This is a genomic window from Methylobacterium brachythecii (assembly GCF_014196345.1).
Taxonomy (GTDB): Bacteria; Pseudomonadota; Alphaproteobacteria; order Rhizobiales; family Beijerinckiaceae; genus Methylobacterium; species Methylobacterium brachythecii.
This window is the reverse complement of the sequence record NZ_JACIDN010000004.1, coordinates 358,881-378,526: the sequence shown is the minus strand read 5'-3', so window position 1 is coordinate 378,526 and position 19,646 is coordinate 358,881. Positions and strand designations below refer to the sequence as shown.

The 19,646-nt window shown below is 67.7% G+C and carries 18 protein-coding genes and 1 pseudogene; 13 read left to right on the top strand and 6 right to left on the bottom strand.

Annotated features, from left to right (window positions below):
* Positions 1-47: 47 nt before the first annotated feature.
* Both GGR33_RS13030 and GGR33_RS13025 read right to left on the bottom strand, forming a co-directional pair.
* A complete protein-coding gene (locus GGR33_RS13030) occupies positions 48-536 on the bottom strand; it encodes a DUF721 domain-containing protein (RefSeq protein WP_183505770.1) in 489 nt (162 codons plus the stop codon).
* 124 nt (positions 537-660) lie between these two features.
* A complete protein-coding gene (locus GGR33_RS13025; RefSeq protein ID WP_183505768.1) occupies positions 661-1,011 on the bottom strand; it encodes a DUF1428 domain-containing protein in 351 nt (116 codons plus the stop codon).
* Between the two features lie 137 nt (positions 1,012-1,148).
* Between GGR33_RS13025 and mutY the strand changes: the two genes are divergently transcribed.
* Positions 1,149-2,393, top strand: coding sequence for an A/G-specific adenine glycosylase (gene mutY, locus GGR33_RS13020; protein WP_183505766.1), 1,245 nt, complete (start codon positions 1,149-1,151; stop codon positions 2,391-2,393).
* 57 nt (positions 2,394-2,450) lie between these two features.
* Here mutY and GGR33_RS13015 read toward each other — a convergent pair whose 3' ends face one another.
* Positions 2,451-3,656 (bottom strand): site-specific DNA-methyltransferase, encoded by a 1,206-nt coding sequence (locus GGR33_RS13015; RefSeq protein WP_183505764.1) that lies wholly within the window; start codon positions 3,654-3,656, stop codon positions 2,451-2,453.
* Positions 3,657-4,338: 682 nt separating this feature from the next.
* On the opposite strand from GGR33_RS13015, the pseudogene GGR33_RS26545 reads away from it, so the two are divergent.
* From GGR33_RS26545 to GGR33_RS12980, 7 genes and pseudogenes are all read left to right on the top strand, one after another.
* Positions 4,339-4,620, top strand: a pseudogene (locus GGR33_RS26545) (septal ring lytic transglycosylase RlpA family protein); the annotation flags it as partial.
* 133 nt (positions 4,621-4,753) lie between these two features.
* Positions 4,754-5,068 (top strand): polyhydroxyalkanoic acid system family protein, encoded by a 315-nt coding sequence (locus tag GGR33_RS13005; RefSeq protein ID WP_183505762.1) that lies wholly within the window; start codon positions 4,754-4,756, stop codon positions 5,066-5,068.
* 175 nt (positions 5,069-5,243) lie between these two features.
* Entirely contained in the window at positions 5,244-5,468 is a 225-nt protein-coding gene (locus GGR33_RS13000) for a hypothetical protein (RefSeq protein WP_183505760.1), read from the top strand.
* Between the two features lie 43 nt (positions 5,469-5,511).
* On the top strand, positions 5,512-7,329 hold the full coding sequence (locus GGR33_RS12995) for an ABC-F family ATP-binding cassette domain-containing protein (protein ID WP_183505758.1): 1,818 nt from the start codon (positions 5,512-5,514) through the stop codon (positions 7,327-7,329).
* Between the two features lie 424 nt (positions 7,330-7,753).
* Positions 7,754-9,385, top strand: a complete 1,632-nt coding sequence (locus GGR33_RS12990) for a porin (RefSeq protein WP_183505756.1) — start codon at positions 7,754-7,756, stop codon at positions 9,383-9,385.
* A gap of 189 nt (positions 9,386-9,574) precedes the next feature.
* Entirely contained in the window at positions 9,575-11,515 is a 1,941-nt protein-coding gene (locus tag GGR33_RS12985) for an OmpA family protein (RefSeq protein ID WP_210301988.1), read from the top strand.
* Positions 11,512-11,796 carry a hypothetical protein gene (locus GGR33_RS12980; protein ID WP_183505752.1) on the top strand — a complete coding sequence of 95 codons (285 nt, stop codon included), beginning with the start codon at positions 11,512-11,514 and terminating at the stop codon, positions 11,794-11,796. Before GGR33_RS12985 ends, GGR33_RS12980 begins: the two co-directional genes overlap by 4 nt.
* Here GGR33_RS12980 and GGR33_RS12975 read toward each other — a convergent pair.
* On the bottom strand, positions 11,774-12,289 hold the full coding sequence (locus GGR33_RS12975; RefSeq protein ID WP_183505750.1) for a hypothetical protein: 516 nt from the start codon (positions 12,287-12,289) through the stop codon (positions 11,774-11,776). The two genes, GGR33_RS12980 and GGR33_RS12975, sit on opposite strands and share 23 nt — an antisense overlap.
* 43 nt (positions 12,290-12,332) lie before the next feature.
* Between GGR33_RS12975 and GGR33_RS12970 the strand changes: the two genes are divergently transcribed.
* Together GGR33_RS12970 and GGR33_RS12965 are read left to right on the top strand one after the other, a co-directional pair.
* Positions 12,333-12,812: a DUF2721 domain-containing protein gene (locus GGR33_RS12970; protein ID WP_183505748.1), complete on the top strand. Its 480-nt coding sequence runs from the start codon at positions 12,333-12,335 to the stop codon at positions 12,810-12,812.
* 32 nt (positions 12,813-12,844) lie between these two features.
* The gene (locus GGR33_RS12965) at positions 12,845-14,107 is read left to right on the top strand and encodes a Zn-dependent hydrolase (protein WP_183505746.1); all 1,263 of its coding nucleotides are present in this window, start codon (positions 12,845-12,847) and stop codon (positions 14,105-14,107) included.
* Between the two features lie 18 nt (positions 14,108-14,125).
* Here GGR33_RS12965 and GGR33_RS12960 read toward each other — a convergent pair whose 3' ends face one another.
* Positions 14,126-16,468, bottom strand: a complete 2,343-nt coding sequence (locus tag GGR33_RS12960; protein ID WP_183505744.1) for a lytic transglycosylase domain-containing protein — start codon at positions 16,466-16,468, stop codon at positions 14,126-14,128.
* Between the two features lie 184 nt (positions 16,469-16,652).
* Between GGR33_RS12960 and dapA the strand changes: the two genes are divergently transcribed.
* The 3 genes from dapA to GGR33_RS12945 all read left to right on the top strand — a co-directional run bounded on the left by dapA (position 16,653) and on the right by GGR33_RS12945 (position 18,716).
* Positions 16,653-17,549 (top strand): 4-hydroxy-tetrahydrodipicolinate synthase, encoded by an 897-nt coding sequence (gene dapA / locus GGR33_RS12955; protein ID WP_183505743.1) that lies wholly within the window; start codon positions 16,653-16,655, stop codon positions 17,547-17,549.
* A gap of 78 nt (positions 17,550-17,627) precedes the next feature.
* Positions 17,628-18,101, top strand: coding sequence for an SsrA-binding protein SmpB (gene smpB, locus GGR33_RS12950; protein ID WP_183505740.1), 474 nt, complete (start codon positions 17,628-17,630; stop codon positions 18,099-18,101).
* A 45-nt stretch (positions 18,102-18,146) separates the two neighbouring features.
* Positions 18,147-18,716, top strand: coding sequence for a peroxiredoxin (locus tag GGR33_RS12945; RefSeq protein WP_183505737.1), 570 nt, complete (start codon positions 18,147-18,149; stop codon positions 18,714-18,716).
* 4 nt (positions 18,717-18,720) lie between these two features.
* On the opposite strand, the gene GGR33_RS12940 is transcribed toward GGR33_RS12945, so the two are convergent.
* Positions 18,721-19,392 (bottom strand): LabA-like NYN domain-containing protein, encoded by a 672-nt coding sequence (locus tag GGR33_RS12940; protein WP_183505734.1) that lies wholly within the window; start codon positions 19,390-19,392, stop codon positions 18,721-18,723.
* Between the last annotated feature and the right edge of the window lie 254 nt (positions 19,393-19,646).

The following is a 19,646-nucleotide window of genomic DNA, read 5'->3' as shown; positions in this document are numbered from 1 at the left end:
AGAACTGCGGACGGTCGAAGGCAAGACGCTCGCGGAGGCGTGCGGCATCAGCGCCGGCCGGCAACCGAGGCGACCACCGCGATGCCGAGGCGGTCGAGCGCATCGCGCAGGCCGTCCTCCTCGATGCGCGAGACCGCGAGCGCGACCTCCCCCCGCCGTGCCGGATCGATCACGGCTGGCGAGAGCCGACGATGCCCGGAATGCACCCGGCCCTGCTTCATCACGATGCGGCCGACGCAGGCCCAGCCGTAATGCGCGTTGATCCGCTGGATCACCACCGGCGCGAGATGCTGGAGTTCGAGCGCGAAGGCGCCCTCGACGCGTACCACCAGGGTGCCGGATTCCGTCGGTCCGTCAGCATCAGTGCGCTTGCGCCGCGGCCATTCGAGCTTCACCGGCTGACAGGCGCGTCCAAGCCGCTCGCCGACGATCTCGGGCCACGCCGCGAGAATGTCGGTCGAGGCGAAGCCCTGCGCGGCGAAGGCCGGCCCAATACAGGCCTCGATCAGCTCGGCAAGCGGTTTGGCGCGGGCCATGATCATTCATTGAAGAGCGGCGCCGATCGCGCCGCCGCTCGATCATACCGCAAGGCAGGCCGCGCGTCGCTCGATTGGGCCTCGCGGAAGCTACGCCATTTTTCTCGACCTCATTCCGGGGCCGTCAGACCTCCAGAAACGGCACGAATCCACCGAAGATCATACGCTTGCCGTCGAAGGGCATGCCGGGACCGGGCTGCATGCGCGGATCGGCCATGACCTTGGCGTTCACAGCGTCGCGGCTCTCCCGCGATTCGTAGACGATCCAGGAGAAGCCGACGATCTCGTCCTCCTTCAGCTGCACGGCGCGGGGGAACGAGGTGAGGTCGCCATAGGGCACGTCGTCGCCGAGGCATTCGACGAAGGACAGCGCACCGTACTCCATCCAGACGTCCCGCGCCTTGTGCGCCAACTCCTTGTAAGCCTCGATCTTGTCCTTCGGCACAGGGATTACGAAACCGTCGACGTAGGGCATGAAAGTCTCCTGGCTGCGATCGATCGCACCGAGGTAAGACGGTCGAGGAGGCGCTTTCCCGACACGGCGCGCGATCTTTTTCGCGTTGAGACGATGCCGCCTTTGCCGTGACCCGCGCTGCCGATAAGACCTCTCCCATGCCAGCGCCCGCACAGAAATCCCGCGCGCCTGGCCGCCCGAACGCCTCCGACCTCCTCGTCTGGTACGACCGCCATCGCCGCGTGCTGCCGTGGAGGGCACTGCCGGGCGAGCGGCCGGACCCGTATCGGGTCTGGCTGTCCGAGGTGATGCTGCAGCAGACCACGATCGCGGCGGTCAAACCGTATTTTTCGAAATTTCTCGAACTGTTTCCCGACGTGGCGGCGCTGGCCGCAGCGGCGGAGGAGCGGGTGATGTCGGCCTGGGCGGGGCTCGGCTACTACTCGCGTGCGAGAAACCTTCATGCCTGCGCCAGGGCGGTCGCCGCCCTCGGCGCCTTTCCGAATACGGAGGAGGGGCTGCGCAAGCTCCCCGGCATCGGCGCCTATACCGCGGGTGCCATCGCCGCGATCGCCTTCGACCGGCCGGCGGCGGCCGTGGACGGCAATGTCGAGCGGGTGATGACCCGCCTTTTCGCAATCGAGACGACGCTGCCCGCCGCCCGGCCCGAGATTCGCGCTCTGACCCTCGCTCTCGTGCCGCGCGACCGGCCCGGCGATTTCGCGCAAGCCGTGATGGATCTCGGAGCGACGATCTGCACGCCTAAGCGCCCCGCCTGCGCGCTCTGCCCCTGGATGGCACCGTGCGTGGCCCGTGCCGAGGGGCTGCAGGAGACGTTTCCGCGCAAGATCAAGAAGGAGAAGGGTGTCCTCAGGAAGGGGGCGGCCTTCGTGGTGGTGCGGGCCGGCGACGAGGCCATCCTGCTGCGGACCCGGCCGCCCGAAGGCCTACTCGGCTCCATGGCCGAACCGCCGACCTCCGCCTGGACGCACGACTACGACCCGGCCAAAGGCCTGCTCGACGCGCCGCTCGATGCGCGCTGGAAGCGGCTGCCGGGCATCGTGAAGCACGTCTTCACGCATTTTCCTCTGGAGCTGACGGTGTTTTCTGCGCGGGTCGCGTCAGGAGCGGGAGCGCCGGCCGGGATGCGCTTCACGGCGCGGGCCGGGCTCGATGCGGAGCCGCTGCCAGGGGTGATGAAGAAGGTGCTGGCGCATGCCCTCGAGGTGAAGGCTGCATCATCTGTGTCCGAGCCGAAGGCGGAAACGCCCGTCGATCTCGCGACACCGTCCGAGCCGGAGCCGCCGCCACGGCGCGCGCCGATTCCGAAACCGCCGCGGACACGTCCCTCGGATCTGGCGCGGATCGTGAAGAAACCACCGAAGGCGACGCGGAAGAGTTAGGCTGATCGCCAAACAGCAACAGCCCTCTCCCGCAGAGGGGAGAGGGTTCGTATAGCGCTACTCCGCAGCCGTGTTCGCGCTGCGATAGGCGCTGCGGAAATCGTCGATCACGACGAGCTTGCCCGCGCGCTCGGCATGCCAGAAGGTCCAGCCGTTGCAGGCGGGAAGCCCCTGCACCAACGCACCGACCTTATGGATCGAGCCCTGGACCGGTCCGACGCTGAGATTGCCGTCGGGTCGCACCGTCGCCTTGAAGCGGCGGCGGTCGTCCATCAGCGTCTCGCCGGCGCGCAGATGCCCTGCCTCGAGCACACTGAGGAACGGGATGCGCGGCTCCGAACGCTTCGGCGTAGCGATGGTCAGCGCCGCCGTGGAGAGCGGTTCGACCGCGTCAATGCGGGCGCGGGCGGCCTCGGCGTAGGTCTCGTCGCGCTCGCAGCCGATGAAGCGGCGGCCTAGGCGCTTGGCGACGGCGCCGGTGGTGCCGGTCCCGAAGAACGGATCGAGGATCACGTCGCCGGGATTGGTAGCCGAGAGCAGGGTGCGGGCGAGCAGGGCCTCGGGCTTCTGCGTCGGATGCACCTTCTGGCCGTCGGCGCCCTTGAGGCGCTCCTCGCCCGTGCAGAGCGGGATGAACCAGTCCGAGCGCATCTGGAGGTCTTCGTTACCTCCCTTCAGCGCGTCGTAATGGAAGGTGTAGCCTTTCGATTCCGCAGAGCGGGAGGCCCAGATCAGGGTCTCGTGCGCATTGGTGAAGCGCTTTCCGCGGAAGTTCGGCATCGGGTTGGCCTTGCGCCAGACGATGTCGTTAAGGATCCAGAAACCCAGATCCTGAAGCGCACTGCCGACCCGGAAGATGTTGTGGTACGAACCGATCACCCAGAGGGTTGCGTTCGGCTTCATCACACGGCGCGCGGCAGTGAGCCATTCGCGGGTGAAGGCGTCGTAGGCCTCGAAGGTGGCGAACTTGTCCCAGTCGTCGTCGACGGCATCGACGCGGCTCTGGTCGGGACGCAGCAGGCCTGCATCTCCGAGCTGGAGATTGTAGGGCGGATCCGCGAAAACGCAGTCGACGCTCGACGGCGGCAGCGAGTTCATGGAGGCGATGCAATCGCCGACCAGGATCTCGTCGAGAGGGACTATGGTGGGAAGACGCTGGACGGAGGGTGCGAGACCCATCCGCGGCGCTGACGCTGCCCGCCCGGAACGCGAGACCTGAACCCGGGCGGTGGCGCCAGCAACCGCGGTACGCGGGGAAGCCATGGCAAACACCGGTTACGCGACTGACCACCGGACAATGGCCCAGCTAGGGTAAAGGCGGGGTTCCCCTAAAATTTGACGTTGCGTCTCGAATTGGGGCTGCAATTTTTGCCGGGTGGATGGCGCACAGGTTGCGCTGTTTCACGCCAGAAGCCGGCGCGCGAGCCCCGCAACTGTCGCAACCGTACCGCCTCACCCGTGCATGTGAAACAATAATCGCCAGATATCGTCTGCTCCACGATCGCAATTTATGAATGCTTGCCGATCAAGTCGAGCGATGGCACCCTCTCGCAGAGGCTAAACATTTTCGTCTTTCCGAATACTTCAACCGCTTTTGGTCAGCGATATTCATGTTAATAGCCGTTCAGGTCGCTTTGTCGCGGCGCACAAACGACGTCGTAATTTGGCCGCCTTCCGCTTCATTTTCCACGGCGCTCGCAACAACAAGGGAAAGCGATCGCACATGAACGTTGTCACTCGGACCGCTATGGTCGTCTTCGGCCTGGTGCTCGGCGCGCTGACGCTGACTGCACCTGCCGAAGCACGGAGCGGGCATGCGGGCTTCCACGCCGGCGGACATCACGTCCATTTCGCCCGTCACGCGCATCACGGCCACCGCATCCGTTCGGCCCACCGCGGCCGCCACGCCTCCCATGCGTCCCGCCGGGCGCGCCATTTCCGCCACGCCTCGGGCGGCAATGCCTCCTGGTACGGCCCCGGCTTCCAGGGCCACCGCACGGCCAGCGGCGAGCGCTTCAACTCGGGCGCACTGACCGCCGCCCACCGCAGCCTGCCCTTCGGCACCCGCGTGCGCGTGACCAACAATGCCACCGGCCGCTCGGTCGTCGTGCGCATCAACGACCGCGGCCCCTTCGTCGGCGGCCGTCAGATCGACTTGGCTGCCGGGGCCGCCCGCGCCATCGGTATGACGGGCACCAGCTATGTCTCGATGTCGGTGATGCGCTGATCGCGTCGCCCTGACACCATCGTCGCTCACGAGGACCTGACCGGCTGGCGTTGTCGAGACGCCGGCCGGTTCCCATTTTGAAGGAGCGCTTCGGCCCGGCGGCCGGCGCGCTGACAGGGAGTTGCGTCGAGCGATGGCGAAGCCTTTGGTGATGGAGATCCCGCACGAGCTCGGACTCGCTGAGGCCAAGCGCCGCCTGCAGGATGGCACCGAGAAGGGCAAAGCCTTCCTCGAGAAGAGCGGCCTCAAGGTCGAGACATTGGCCTGGACGGGCGACCGGCTGGATTTCGGCGTCGGCGCCATGGGCCAGAAGGTCGATGGCCAGATCGACGTCCACCCCGACATGGTTCGGCTCGAAGTCCGGCTGCCGCTGCTGCTCTCGTTCTTTGCGGAAAAGCTCCAGCGCATCGTCGGCGACGAGGGCACCAAGCTCCTCACCAAGAAGTAGGACCGGCGCGAGCCGGCAAAGGCGACCGCGCGCCGGCGGTGATGCAGCGCAACGCCTTCGAGACCCCGTATCTAAGGCCGCTCGACGAATCCCGGAACAAGCCTAACCCGGCACCCGTTTGCGTCGGACCCGGAGGCGCCGACGGCGTCTCTCCGCCAGCGTCATCGGAGTGCGTATGTCGAATCCCGGCCCGATCCCGGAACAGCCGATCCCGGAGACACCGACGCCCAACGCACCGCCGGACACGCCCTACGATCCGCCGCAGGTGCCCACGCCGAGCCCGGCGCCGGAGATACCCGGCAACACGCCGGCCGAGTCGCCCGGTGAGGCTCCCGTCGAGGTGCCGCTGCCGCCGCCCTCGCAGCCGACCCCGACCGGCCCGGCCAACCCCACCGCTTGAACCGCTCTGGCGCCATGGCCCCGGGCCGGGTTAAGGCCCGGCCATGGCCGCTCCTCCGCTTCTTACCCTCAAAGACGTCGCGCTGACTTTTGGTGGCACCCCGCTGATCGAATCGGCCGAACTCGCGATCGCGCCTGGCGAGCGCGCTTGCCTCGTCGGTCGCAACGGCTCGGGCAAGTCGACGCTGATGAAGATCGCCGCCGGCCTGGTCGAACCCGACCGCGGCGTGCGCTTCCTGCAGCCGGGCACGACGATTCGCTATCTGGCCCAGGAGCCGGACTTGTCGGGCCACGAGACCGTGCTCGCCTATGTCGAGGCCGGGCTCGCCCCCGGCGACGACCCTTATCGCGCGCGCTACCTCGTCGAGAGCCTCGGGCTCACCGGGGAGGAAAACCCCAAAAGTCTCTCGGGCGGTGAGTCGCGGCGTGCGGCTCTGGCCCAGACGCTCGCGCCGCAGCCCGACATCCTGCTGCTGGACGAGCCCACCAACCATCTCGACCTGCCCGTGATCGAGTGGCTCGAAGGCGAACTCGGCCGCACTCGCGCCGCGCTCGTGCTGATCAGCCACGACCGCCGCTTCCTGTCCGGCCTGTCGCGCTCCACGGTCTGGCTCGACCGCGGCGTGACCCGTCGGATCGACCAGGGTTTTTCCGCATTCGAGGCCTGGCGGGACAACTTCTTCGAGGAGGAGGAGCGCGACCGGCACAAGCTCGAACGCAAGATCGCCGACGAGGAGCACTGGCTGCGCTACGGCGTCACCGCACGGCGCAAGCGTAACGTGCGCCGTCTCGGCAACTTGCACGCACTGCGCAAGGAACGCCGCGACGATCGCCGCCCGGTCGGCACCGCCACCATGACCTCCGTCGAGGCAGAAGCCTCCGGCACGCTCGTGGTCGAAGCCAAGGGCATCTCGAAGGCCTATGGCGAGCGTACCATCGTGCAGGATCTCTCGATCCGGGTGACGCGCGGCGACCGGCTCGGCATCGTTGGGGCGAACGGCGCCGGCAAGACCACGTTGGTGAACCTGCTGACCGGCAAGCTCGCGCCCGACTCAGGAGTCGCGCGACTCGGCACCAACCTCTCGATGATGCTGCTCGACCAGGCCCGGGCCACCCTCGAGCCGACCATGACCGTGACCGACGTGCTCACGGGGGGACGCGGCGACAGCATCATGGTGGGCGGCCACAGCCGCCACGTCATCGGCTACCTCAAGGACTTCCTATTCACGCCCGAACAGGCGCGCACTCCGGTCTCGGTGTTGTCGGGCGGCGAGCGCAACCGGTTGCTCATCGCCCGCGCCCTGGCGCAGCCCTCGAATCTGCTGGTGCTCGACGAGCCCACCAACGACCTCGACCTGGAGACCCTCGACCTCCTGCAGGAGATGCTCGACGAGTATTCCGGCACGCTGATTCTGGTGAGCCACGACCGCGACTTCCTCGACCGGGTCGTCGGCAGCGTTCTGGTGTCGGAAGGCGAGGGCCGCTGGACCGAATATGCCGGTGGCTATTCCGACATGCTCACCCAGAGGGGCAGGGGGGTCGAGGCCCTCACCGTGCCGGCGCGCGAGCGCCCTCAGCGCGACGATGCGGGCTCGGACAAGCCGAGGGCCGCCGAACCGGCGCGGAAGAAGCTCGGCTTCAAGGAGCAGCACGAGCTGAAGACCCTGCCCGCCCGGATCAGCGAACTCGAAACGGCCATGGGACGCCTGCAGGGCGTGCTCGACGACCCAAGTCTCTACGCGCGCGACCCCGCTCGATTCGAGAAGGCCAGCTCGATGCTGGCGGCGGCCCAGGCCGAGCACGCCGCCGCCGAGGACCGCTGGCTGACGCTCGAGATGCTGCGGGAAGCCCAGACCTCCTGAACCGTCCTACGTCGAAGTCGAAACTAGGGTTCGACTCGCGGCGGCCGGCGACTGACCTTGCGGCGGCTCATGTCATCGGCAACGGCAAGCGCGTCGCCAAGAACAGAATTGCAGAAGAGCGCTCCTGCGCAGCAGAAGTTGTTTTCCAGCGCGAACAAAGCGTTGCGGACGGGCAACAGCTTTTCGGGAAGCCAGTTTGCAACGGCTCTACGAGGCCGAAGTCTGTTGCTCGTACGGCCACGCTCCCGCATGGTGACACTGCGACAGAGACAAAAACCTCGTCGTTGGTCTGGCCGATGCCTCTGCGGGGAGGGCCGAACCACTAAGGGAAAAAGGACGAGGCTCGCGGTGCTCCTCCGGGGGATGCGGCGGCCAACAACAAAGTCCGATCCCAAGGGTCTCGAAACTTTCGGAGGTTTCCACAATGAAGCTCATCAAGAGCCTTCTCCTGGGATCGGCGGCGGGGTTGACCGCGGTCGCAGGTGCACAGGCAGCCGATCTCCCGGTCAAGAAGGCCGCGCCGATCGAGTACGTTCGTGTTTGCGGCGCCTACGGCGCTGGCTTCTTCTACATTCCTGGCACCGACACCTGCCTGCGCGTCTCGGGACGTGCGCGCGGCGAGGCTGGCATCAACACCAGCCCGAACCGTCGCTCCAGCGGTGACACCTCCCAGTTCCGCGGCCTGCTGCGCATCAACGTCGATGCCCGCACCCAGACCGACTTCGGCACCCTGCGTGCCTTCGCCCGCCTCGAAGCCGCCAGCGCCACCGGCGAAGGCAAGATGGCCTCCGGCACCCAGGCCCGTATCGGCAACGCCTTCTTCGGCACCGGCCAGGATGCCTACAACCGTGTGCAGGACTACGTGCAGGCCGAGAAGGCCTTCATCCAGTTCGCCGGCCTGACTGCTGGTCGCGCCTCGTCGTTCTTCGACTTCTACGCCCACGACTTCGAGATCATCGGCTCGTCGCTCGGTTCGGACCAGGCCTCGACCAACCTGTTCGCCTACACCAAGACCTTCGGTGAAGGCTTCTCGGCGACGGTGTCGATGGAAGACCCGAACTTCCGCAAGAACCCGATCTACTCGAACGGCGGCGCGCTGCCGGGCAGCATCAATGCCAACGCCAACACGATCGGCCAGACCTTCCTCGGCATCGGCACCAACGCTCCGAGCCCGGTCATCCTGAACTTCGGTCCGACCGGTGCGGTTGCGAACGTCGGCTACGTCGACGTCGTGCAGCGCTCGCGCATGCCCGACTTCGTCGGCGCCCTGCGCTACGACCAGCCCTGGGGCTCGCTCCAGATCTCGGGTGCCGTCAAGGACGTGAACACCGGCGGCTTCCTCGGCACCATCACCACGAATCCTGGCCAGGCTGCCATCACCGCTGTCGGCGCCGCTGGCGCTCTCGCGGCTCGCGGCATCTCCTCAGGCGCGCAGACCGACTACGGCTGGGCCATCCAGGGCGGCGCCAAGTTCAACCTGCCCTTCATCGCTCCCGGCGATTCTCTGTACCTGCAGGGTGCCTACGGCGAAGGCGCTGCCAACTACACCGGCTACACCTCGTATATCGGCCGCTACACCCAGGCGACCGGCATCGTCAGCGGTGGCCCGTGGAACGTCTACATGAACGACGCCGTGATCAACCCGGTCACCGGCAAGCTCGAGCTGTCGACCAGCTGGACCGTCGTCGCCTCGTACCTGCACTACTGGACGCCGCAGTGGCGCTCGGCCGTGTACGGCTCGTACGGTGAGATGCATCAGCCTGGCGGCGCAGTTGCTGGTCTCCGCGGTCTCGCCGGTGGCACCGCTATCAGTGGTCTGCCGACCGCCAACCCGGCAGCGCTGAATGCAAGCTCGACCCTGGTCAACACCTCCCAGGTCGTCACGGGCGCAAGCCTGATCTGGTCGCCGGTGAAGGACCTCGATATCGGCGCCGAGGGCCAGTACATCCGCGTCGACACCCTCAACGGTCAGCGCGTGCTCAACAGCGACACGGGTCGTCTGGTCTCCGGCCAGGACACCTTCCAGGCTCGCGTCCGCGTCCAGCGCGACTTCTAAGTCTCGCAGACCTACTACCAACGAACCTCCAACCCCGGCTTCGGCCGGGGTTTTTTTGTGCCTGGATACCGCTCAGCCTTCATCTTGACGTGAAAAGGGGGCACGGGTCGCGTCATCAGCCCGCTTTGCTGGCCTCGCCGCAATCGAGGGTTCTCGAGGCTCGTGACGTCCGCAACCGCCCCATCCCTCGTGCGACACCGCCTAGGCTGGCTCGCCGGGCTGCCGGTCCTAGTCCTGCTTTGGGCCGGTGCGACGATCGTGGCGGTGCCCGTGATCGACGATACGCTACGTGCCGAGAGTACCGCGATCGTACGCGAGACGGGCAGAGACGAGCCGGAGCCCTGGCTGCGCGTCGAGGTCCAGGGTCGCGACCTGCTGGCGCTCGGCGAAACCACGGATGCCGCCTTGCGTCAGTCGGCGCTGACGCGGCTCCGGGCGATCCGCGCGCTGAGGCGGCTCGACGACTGCACCGGCCTGATCGAGACGGTCTCACCCTTCATCTGGACGGCGACGCGCACCGCGCCGGACCAGATCGAGACCGGCGGGCACCGCCCGGTCGAGATCGGTGCGGCTGCGCTCGCCTCTCGCCTCACACCCGCCCTGCCGCCCAATGCGACCCTGCGCGACCGGGCGAGGGCGGCACGCGGTGGCCCGGAGGGTTATGCCGAGGCGGCTTCCTATCTCGTCGGCGCCCTCCGCGGATTCGCGCCAGGCGCCGTGGCGGCGATCAACGGCACGACGCTGTCGATACAAGGCGAGGCCACCGATCCGGCAGCCTACGAGGCCGCTCTCTCCGCGGGGCCGCCGCAGGGATTCGCGCTCGACACCTCCGGGATCGTACCGCCGCGGGTGGACGACTTCCGCTTCTCCGTCGAACGCAGGCCGGACGGCACCATCGCGCTCGGAGGCAACGTCGCCTCGGAGGCGGCGCGGGCAGAGGCGGTCGGAATGGCCGCATCGCTCGGGGCCGACGACAAGCCCGGTACCGGGACACGCGCCACGGTCGTCGACACCCTGCTGCCCGCCCGCGGCCTCGATCCGGCGATCGACCCGGCCGAGTTGCCCAAGACCGCGATTCGGCTCACGGGCCTGATCCGCGAAGGCTCGGTCCGATTCGAGCGGGGCCGCCTCTCGATGTCCGGCGTCGCACGCGACGAAGAGGCGGCCAGCGAGGCCGAGACGGCGATGCGCGACGGGCTTCCGGTCGGAATCGCCGCCGGATCGGTCGACCTCCAGATCCGGCCGGTGTCGCCCTACCCGTTCCGCATCCGGCGCGAGCCCGGGCGTGTGACCCTTTCCGGCTACTTGCCCGACCGCGCGGCCCGCGAGCGCCTGAACGCCGCCCTGCGCCTGCGCTTCCTGCGCGAGACCATCATCGACCGCTCACGGATCTCGTCGGGCGCCCCGGCCCAGTTCGGCACCGCCCTCACCGGCTCCCTCGGACCGCTCTCGACCCTGGCGAGCGGCGAGCTGGACTTCGCCGACGCGTCGATCCGGCTGAGCGGCGAGAGCCTCTATCCGCAGAGCGCGCGCCGTGCGAGCGACGACTTGCGGAGGGCGCTTCCGCCCGGCTGGCAGGGTACGGCCACGGTGTCGTCGCGCGACGCCGAGCCCGCCTACGATGCTGCAACCTGCGCCCGGTTGTTCTCGGAACGCGTAACCGGCCATACCCTGCGCTTCGCCCCCGGCAGCAGCGAGCTCAAGCCGGATTTCTATCCCGTGCTCGACGCCGTCGCCGAGATCGCCAAGGCCTGCCGGACGGAGCATGTCGAGGTGCTCGGCCATCTCGATCCCGCGGGTACGCCTCCGCCCAAGCCCCCCGTCCTGCCGGAAGCCGCAGCCGAAAAGAACAAATCCGACAAGGTGAAAGCGGATAAAGTCAAAGCGATGGATAAAGCGCAGCCGAAGGGCGCGGCCAAGCCGGGCGACAAGGCGAAGCCCGCTTCCTCGTCCGAGCCGGCACAGGCCGCCAAGGATCCGGAGCCAGCGCCGGACCTCGCCGCCGCGCGGGCCGCGGCGGTCGTCGACTACCTTCTGAAGGCGGGCGTCTCGCCCGATCGGGCGCTGGCGGCCCAGGGCATTGCGCCGCTCAGCGATCGCCAGGGCATCGGCTTGGCCCTGCGCTCATGACGATCCTCGTCTCCGCCCTGTGGCCCGGCCTCGCCGGAGCGCTCCTGCTCGGAGCCTGCATCGGCGCCCTCACGGGCCTGCCGCGTGGGCGGCCGAGCCTGATCGCCTCCGCCTCGCTCCTGGGGCTTCTGGCCGTACTCGGCGGCCTCGCCGTCGCGCAGGTCGTGCCGGGGCAGGCGGGCCTCTGGGTCGAGACCGCGCTGCCGATGCTCGCGGCCTATCTCGCGGGATGCCTCGCCGGCGGGACAGGACGCCTGCTCAGGCGCCCGGCCAGAGCTTGAGCACGGCGACGCCCTCCGGCATCTGCGCCGGCCAGAGCTGGACGAGGTAGCGGTCGTCGCCTTCGAGCCCCGAATCGTCGAGGGTGTCGAGCCCGGCGAAGCTCGCCCGCACCGCGATCGGACCCGGCCTCACGGCGAGGCGGGGCGCCGTGGCCACGTCGTCGGTCAGCCCGGCCAGCACGAGGCGTCCCGTCGGGCAGGCGACGCCGGCTTCGGCGACGTGCTGGAACGCCTCGAGCTCCGGTTCGGGCCGCTCCGCATGCCATTCGACGCAGACGGGCACCGTCATATTGCGCGCCGTGTGCAGGATCAGCCCGAACGGCCCCGCCATGAGGCGCCGCGCGATGGATTCCGCGGTGTAATCGTCGGGGAGTTCCGGATGATCCGCGTCGTGCAGGTAGACCTGGAAGTAGTCGGCGAAGAGATCGCCCTGGAACATCACCTGAAACATGTTCGGCCCGGTCGCGCGTGTCGCAACGTCAGGCGGCACCATAGGCCCTGTTTGAGCGCGCCCCGCCATGGCCTATCTGCGGATCATGCCCACGTCCGCCCCCGCGCCCGACGACATCGCCCACATCATCCAGGTCGCCCTCGCGCCGGCCTTCCTGCTCACGGCGCTGGCGACCCTGCTCAACGTCTTCTCGACCCGCCTCGGACGCGTCGCGGACAAGGTCGACCTCGCCGCGATCGGCCTGCGCAGCGCCGGCCCGGAGGAGGCACGCCGGCTCAGTGCGCAGCTCACCTTCCTGCGCCGGCGGTCTTTCGTGCTGGACGCCGCCGTGCTGCTCGCCTCCGCCGGCGGCATCATGACGGTGATCGCGGTGCTGACCCTGTTCGTCGGCGTCTTGCGCGAAGCCACCACCACGTCCGTGCTTTTCACCTGTTTCGGCATCGCCCTGGTCTGCACCGCGGGCGCCATCGCCGCGTTCATCGGCGAGATCGTGCTGGCCGGGCACGGGATTCGCGATGAGGTCGACCGCCAGCAGGATCACGCCGTGGCGAAGCAGACGCGGTGATCCCAACCAGCCCGACAGCACGGACGAGCGGCATGACCAGCAATCTCAGGATCGACGGATCGCGGCTCTGGGCCACCATCCACGAGACCGCACAATTCGGCCCCGGGCAGGCGGGCGGCGTGAACCGCCTCACGCTCTCTCCCGCGGACGGTCAGGTACGTGACTGGTTCCGCCGAGCCTGCGAGGTAGCCGGCCTCACCGTCTCGACGGACGATCTCGGCACCCAATACGCGCTGAGGCGGGGCCGCGACGCTAGCGCGAAGCCGGTCGCCTTCGGATCGCATCTCGACACCCAGCCGACGGGCGGCCGGTTCGATGGCATCCTCGGCGTGCTCGCCGGCCTCGAAGTGATGCGCACCCTCGACGAGGCGGGCATCGAGACCGAGGCACCCCTGCTCCTGATCAACTGGACCAACGAAGAAGGCTCACGCTTCGCCCCGGCCATGATGGCCTCAGCCGTCTATGCCGGCGACTATACGACCGATGAAATCCTGGCGCGGCGCGACGCGGCCGGCGTCACGGTCGCCGAGGCGCTCCAGGCGATCGGCAGCGTGGGTGAGGAACGCGTCGGCGCGCGCGCATTCGGAGCCTTCGTCGAGCTGCATATCGAGCAGGGGCCGATCCTGGAGGCCGAGGAGACAGCGATCGGCGTGGTCGAAGGCGGGCAGGGGATCGCCTGGTTCGACGGCTCCATCACCGGCTTCGAGAGCCATGCCGGCACGACACCGATGACGCGCCGGCGCGATGCGCTGCTCGGCTTCTCCGAGTTCTGCCTGGCAGCAGAGCGGATCGCCTTGGCCCACGGCCCTAGCGCCGTCGCGACGATCGGCGAGGCGACAATCGCGGCGCCCTCACGAAACGTCGTGCCGGGCGGCGTGGCCTTCACTCTCGACCTGCGGGATCCGCGCTCTGAGACGCTCGACGCCATCGAGTCCGAGCTGCGCGGGAGCCTCGACGAGATCGCAGGGGGGCGGAAACTGACGAGCGAGTTCAAGCGCATCTGGCGCAAGGAGCCGGTGCCGTTCGACTCCGCCATCGTCGGGGCGGTGGCGCGTGCAACGGAGGCTCTCGGCCTGACCTCGCGCCGGATGATCTCGGGCGCGGGCCACGACGCCTGCAATGTCGCCATGAAGGCGCCGACCTCGATGATCTTCGTGCCCTGTCGCGACGGCGTCAGCCACAACGAATCGGAATGGGCCAGCGAGGGCGACTGCACCGCCGGAGCGAACGTGCTTCTCCAGACGGTAATGGCGCTAGCGAACCGGGCAACTGACGAGACGGGCGCGGCGGGCTGAGGAGACCGGCCGCCCAGCTTACCGAGCGACGGGCATCGCCTCGGCACTCGCCGCCGGCCGAGCCCCTCGGGCGAGGTCCTGCTCGATCAGCAGCGTGCTGCGGCCGTCGCCCTTGGCCGCGAGGCGGTTGCGATAGACCTGCAGGTTCTCCATCACCCGCTGCACGTAGTTGCGCGTCTCTGTGAAGGGGATGCGCTCGACCCAATCGATCGGATCGACACCGGGTTTGCGCGGATCGCCGTAGGCGTCGATCCATTTCTTCACGTTGCCGCCGCCGGCATTGTAGGAGGCAAAGGCGAGGATGTAGGAGCCGCGCCAATCCTCCATCAGCTCGCCAAGATGCGCTTGGCCGAGCCGCGCGCAATAGGCTGGATCACTCGTGAGCCGTCCTGTCTCGAAGGCGGTGCTGACGCGCTTGGCCGTGCGCTGTGCCGTCTGCGGCATCATCTGCATCAGGCCGCGCGCGCCGACGCCGGACTGGGCCTGCGGGTCGAACTGACTCTCCTGCCGCGCGATCGCGAAGACCATCGCACGCTCGACCTGCGGCACCGCGACGAAGGCCTCGTAATCCGGAATGCCGATGGTCGGGTAGGCATGCGCGTCCAGCGCGAGGCCGCGCTGCGTGGCGAGCTTGCCGAGGGAGACGAGGGCACGGGCATCGCGCATCTGAGTGGCGACGTCGCCGAGCGCGTTCAGCTCGCCTTCGTTGGTCAGCGACTTCGCCGCATCGATGTAGAGCGGCAGCGCCAGATCCTTCATCGAGGCCGCCGTGAGCAGCTTCAGGGCCCGAACGAACAGGCGGTCATCGAAGGCCTTGCGTGCATCGCCGTCGAGGTCGGCAGCACGGCGCAGGTCGAGGCTCGACTGGCCGAGCCGGGCCCGAGCGAGCTGGCCGTAATAGGCGATCGGCTGCGCGGCGGCGCGCTCGTAGAAGACCTTGGCGTCGCTCGCCTCGCCGAGCTGATCGGCGGCACGACCCTCCCAATACGCGGTGCGGGCGATCGAGATCGGCGTCTCGGCGATCCCCGCAGCCTTGGCGAAATGCGCCTGTGCGGTCTTCGCATCGCCCGCAAAGCGCAGGGCGATCCAGCCGGCATGGAACTCCGCTTCGATGCGTTTCTCGACCGTGCGCGCAGAATGTCCGCTCGCGATTGCCAACGCGGTCTTCGTGTCGCCCTTGTCGATCAGCTTGCGGGCGACGATGCGGCGCTCGACCCACCATTCGTCGCCGTCGACGAGCACGTCCGGATTGGTCGGCGCGGCCGCGAGGATCTTGGCCGCCTCCTCGAATTTTTCCGCGCGGCGATAGTACTGGGCCCGCGAGAGCATGAAGGACGAATCGTTGCGCAGGGAAGGCGGCACGGCGTTCAGCGCCGAGGGTGCGCCGGAGCCTTTGGCCTCGACCACGCGGCGCGCCCTGACCAGGCTTGCATAGGAGCCACCGGCATAGCCAGCCGCACGGCCCGCCATCTCCCAGTCCTCCTTGAGGAGGGCGCGTTCCATGCGGGTGCGGTGGTCGATCGTGGTGAGGATGCCGGGCATGGCCTCCATCACCTTGGTCTCAAAGGCACGACCGAAGCTGTCGCCACGCCAGAGATCGCGCACCAGATCGGCGGCATCCGCATCGAGTCCGTCGGCCTTGAAGGCCAGCGCCAAGGCGAGCTTGCCCGGGGCGCTCTCCGGCTTCGATGAGGCGAAATAGGCGCGGACCTGCTCAGGAGCCTTCTTCTCGGCGAGGAGCCGCTCCTCGGCGCGTCGACGCACCAGCGGCCCGGCCGGCCAACCCGGGTTGTCACGCAGGAAGGCCGTGATGCGCCTGAGGTCGACGCCCGTGCCGGCGCGGATCGCCACCCATTCGCAGAGTGCGCGGGCGGCAGGATCCTTGAAGCCGTCACGCAGGCGGTCGCCGTCCGCGAACTTGCCCTTGCGATAGAGATCGATCGCCTGGCGGAGTTGGCCGAGATCGGTGTCGCCGGCGAACATCGCGCGGGCCGGGTCCGGCACCTCCGGCACCGGGGCGGCGGGCGAGGCGGAGGCGTCGGGCAGCGGGAAGGCGAGGGGGATGTCCGTATCGGTCGAGGCGTAGGCGCTGGCCCCGGCGGGCAGCGGCGCATCGCTCGCGCCCTCGCCCCTGGAGGCCTCGCTCTTCGACGGCTCAACCCTGAGCGCGTCGGCGGCGACCGGATCGGTCGGCGCGGTATCCTTCAAACGGTCGGAACTGGCATTGGCGTCGCTCGATGGCACCGCGGCTTTTGCGACCGGCTCAACGGCCTCGGCCGCGTGCACCGGCGCGGCGAAAGCCACGCCGCCGCTGAGGACGAGCGCGAGAAGCGCAAGGCGAGGTCGATCAGAGACCGCCATGGTTCACCCCGAGTCGGGAGGCCAAACGTTAAGCTGGCCTCTCCTGCGTTAAGAAGGCATTAACTGCGTCCGCGAAGGGTTTGCGCGGCCGTGGCCGAGCGCCTATGTCTGCCGGCCCCGTTTGGGGATATCGCCGTGCGGCGGCGAAAGAGCGGCACTTCACGAGACGGCTGGGACCAGCACGATGACCGACACCCGTTCGCGCCTGAGAGGCTCGATGACCGCGTTGGTGACGCCGTTCCGCGACTGCGCCTTCGACGAGGCCGCCTTCCGAAAGTTCGTCGACTGGCAGATCGAACAGGGCACGCACGTGCTCGTCCCCACCGGCACCACCGGCGAGAGCCCGACGCTCAGCCACGAGGAGCACGACCGCGTGGTCGAGATCTGCATCAAGCAGGCCGCAGGGCGCGTGCCCGTGATCGCGGGCGCCGGCTCGAACTCGACCATCGAGGCCGTGGAGCGAGCCCGTCATGCCGAGGCCGCGGGCGCGGATGCCGTGCTCACGGTCACGCCCTACTACAACAAGCCGACGCAGGAGGGCATGTATGCCCACTTCAAGGCGGTGAACGACGCCGTCGGCATCCCGATCATCATCTACAACATCCCCGGCCGCTCGATCGTCGACATGAGCGTCGACACGATGGCGCGCCTGTTCGAACTCAAGAACATCGCCGGCGTGAAGGACGCGACCGCCAAGATCGACCGCGTCAGTCTCCAACGCCACGCTATGGGAGAAGAGTTCATCCAACTTTCGGGCGAAGATGCGACGGCGCTCGCCTTCAACGCGCATGGCGGAAAGGGCTGCATTTCCGTCGCCTCGAACGTCGCCCCTCGCCTCAGCGCCGATCTGCAGGAGGCGACGTTGGCGGGCGACTACGCCAAGGCGCTCACGATCCAGGATCGCCTGACCCCGTTGCACGCCGCCCTTTTCTACGAATCCAACCCGGTGCCGACGAAGTATGCCCTCGCCCGCCTCGGCCTGATGTCGGACGAGGTTCGCCTGCCGATGGTGCCGCCGACCGAAGGCTGCAAGAAGGCCGTCGATGCGGCGCTTCGCTTCGCCGGGCTGATCGAGGACTGAGGCGACAGGCTCGCCGGACGGGCCTTTCGACACCATATCCGGCAGCTTGGCTCAGACGCAGATCGCACCGCTCACATCATGGCCCCCAAGTCCGATCCCAACCGCAAGGTCGTCGCGGATAACCGCTCGGCGCGTTACCACTACGCGATCGAGGACGTGATCGAGGCCGGCATCGCGCTGTCTGGCACCGAGGTGAAATCCTTGCGAAACGGCAAGGCGACCATCGGGGAGTCCTATGCCGGGCCGTCGGGCAACGACCTGATGCTGTTCAACTGCAACATCCCAGAATATCTCGAAGCCAACAGATTCAACCACCAGCCCAAGCGTCCGCGCCGCCTGCTCCTGCACCGCCGCCAGATCGACAAGCTGATCGGCGCCACCCAGCGCCAGGGCATGACCGTGGTCCCGCTCAAGATCTATTTCAACGAGCAGGGCAGGGCGAAGGTCGAACTCGGCCTCGGCAAGGGCAAGCAGAATCACGACAAGCGCGAGGCGACTAAGCAGCGTGATTGGCAGAGGGACAAGGCGCGGCTCATGCGCGACAAGGGCTGAGTCGGCCCACCGTCGTTCGTTGGAGTACCGTAGGGAGAAAGCAGAGTGGCCACCCCCAATTTCGCTGATCTTCCCGCCGACCTGCCGGTGCCCGTTGATGACGGCGCCGCCAATCACCTCGCGGGGCTGCGCCTGCCGGACGTCGCGTTGACGGCAACCGACGGCACGACAGTTTCGCTGGCCCGGCTGCCGGGCCGCACGGTGGTCTTCGCTTATCCCCGCACCGGCGAGCCGGGACAGCCGAACCTCGTCGCAGACTGGGACGCGATCCCCGGCGCCAGGGGCTGCACGCCCCAGGCCTGCGAGTTCCGCGACCGGCACGGCGACCTGATCGAGCGCGGCGTCGCGCAGGTCTACGGCCTGTCGACACAATCGAGCGCCTACCAGAAGGAGGCTGCCGAGCGGCTGCACCTGCCCTACGGGCTGCTCTCCGACCTGCACCGCGCCTTCGCGCTGGCAGCGCGGCTGCCGACTTTCGATGCCAACGGCACGCTGCTGTTGAAGCGGCTTACCCTCGTCATTGACGAGGGCGTGGTCACGAAGGCGTTCTACCCGGTGTTTCCACCGAACCGCAGCGCCGAGCAGGTCATCGCCTGGCTCGACGCGCAGGCGTGAGCCGTCAGGCTTCCACCGGGTCCTCGTCGCCTGGCTGACGGATCCCGTAGCGGCTTTCCAGGCCCGGGTTTGGGGCTGTTCCGCGCGGCGCACCACGCTCGGCGAACTCGCGGCGGCCGTTGTCGCCGCCCGCGGGACGAGCAGGGCGCTCGCCGGGATCGCGGCCGACGCGATTGATGATCTGGGTCAGGTCGAGGAACTCGTCCGCCTGCCGGCGCAGGTCGTCGGCGATCATCGCCGGCTGTGTCTGGATGGTCGAGACCACCGTCACGCGCACGCCGCGGCGCTGCATCGCCTCGACCAGCGAACGGAAATCTCCGTCGCCGGAGAACAAAACCATGTGGTCGATGTGGGGAGCGAGCTCGAGCGCGTCGATCGCGAGCTCGATGTCCATGTTGCCTTTGACCTTGCGCCGTCCGGCCGAGTCGGTGAACTCCTTCGCCGGCTTCGTCACGACGCGATAGCCGTTATAGTCGAGCCAATCGATCAGCGGCCGGATCGAAGAATATTCCTGATCCTCGACCATGGCCGTGTAGTAGAAAGCGCGAAGAAGATTGTCGCGCGCCTGGAATTCTTTCAGAAGCCGCTTGTAATCGATGTCGAAGCCGAGGGCTTTGGTGGTGGCGTAGAGATTAGCGCCATCAATGAAGAGGGCGCTGCGCTGCTGTGCTGGCATTCAAAATATCCGTTGATTTCAAAGCAATGGGATTGGTCATGGGCCGCCTCGCGTGAGACCGGCAACGAAAACATTCAACCGACTACGAAAACTGCCAGCGACCAAGCTAATACGGCAGATCTTGCATTGAAAAGCTATCAGAATGCTACGATGAGATTATTCGAAATGAAAATCATCTTTCTCGCGCAGAAAAACAGACGCAATCGACGGTAATATTTCTGAAGAACCGCAGCCTGTCTGTCAAGCGAAGGCAA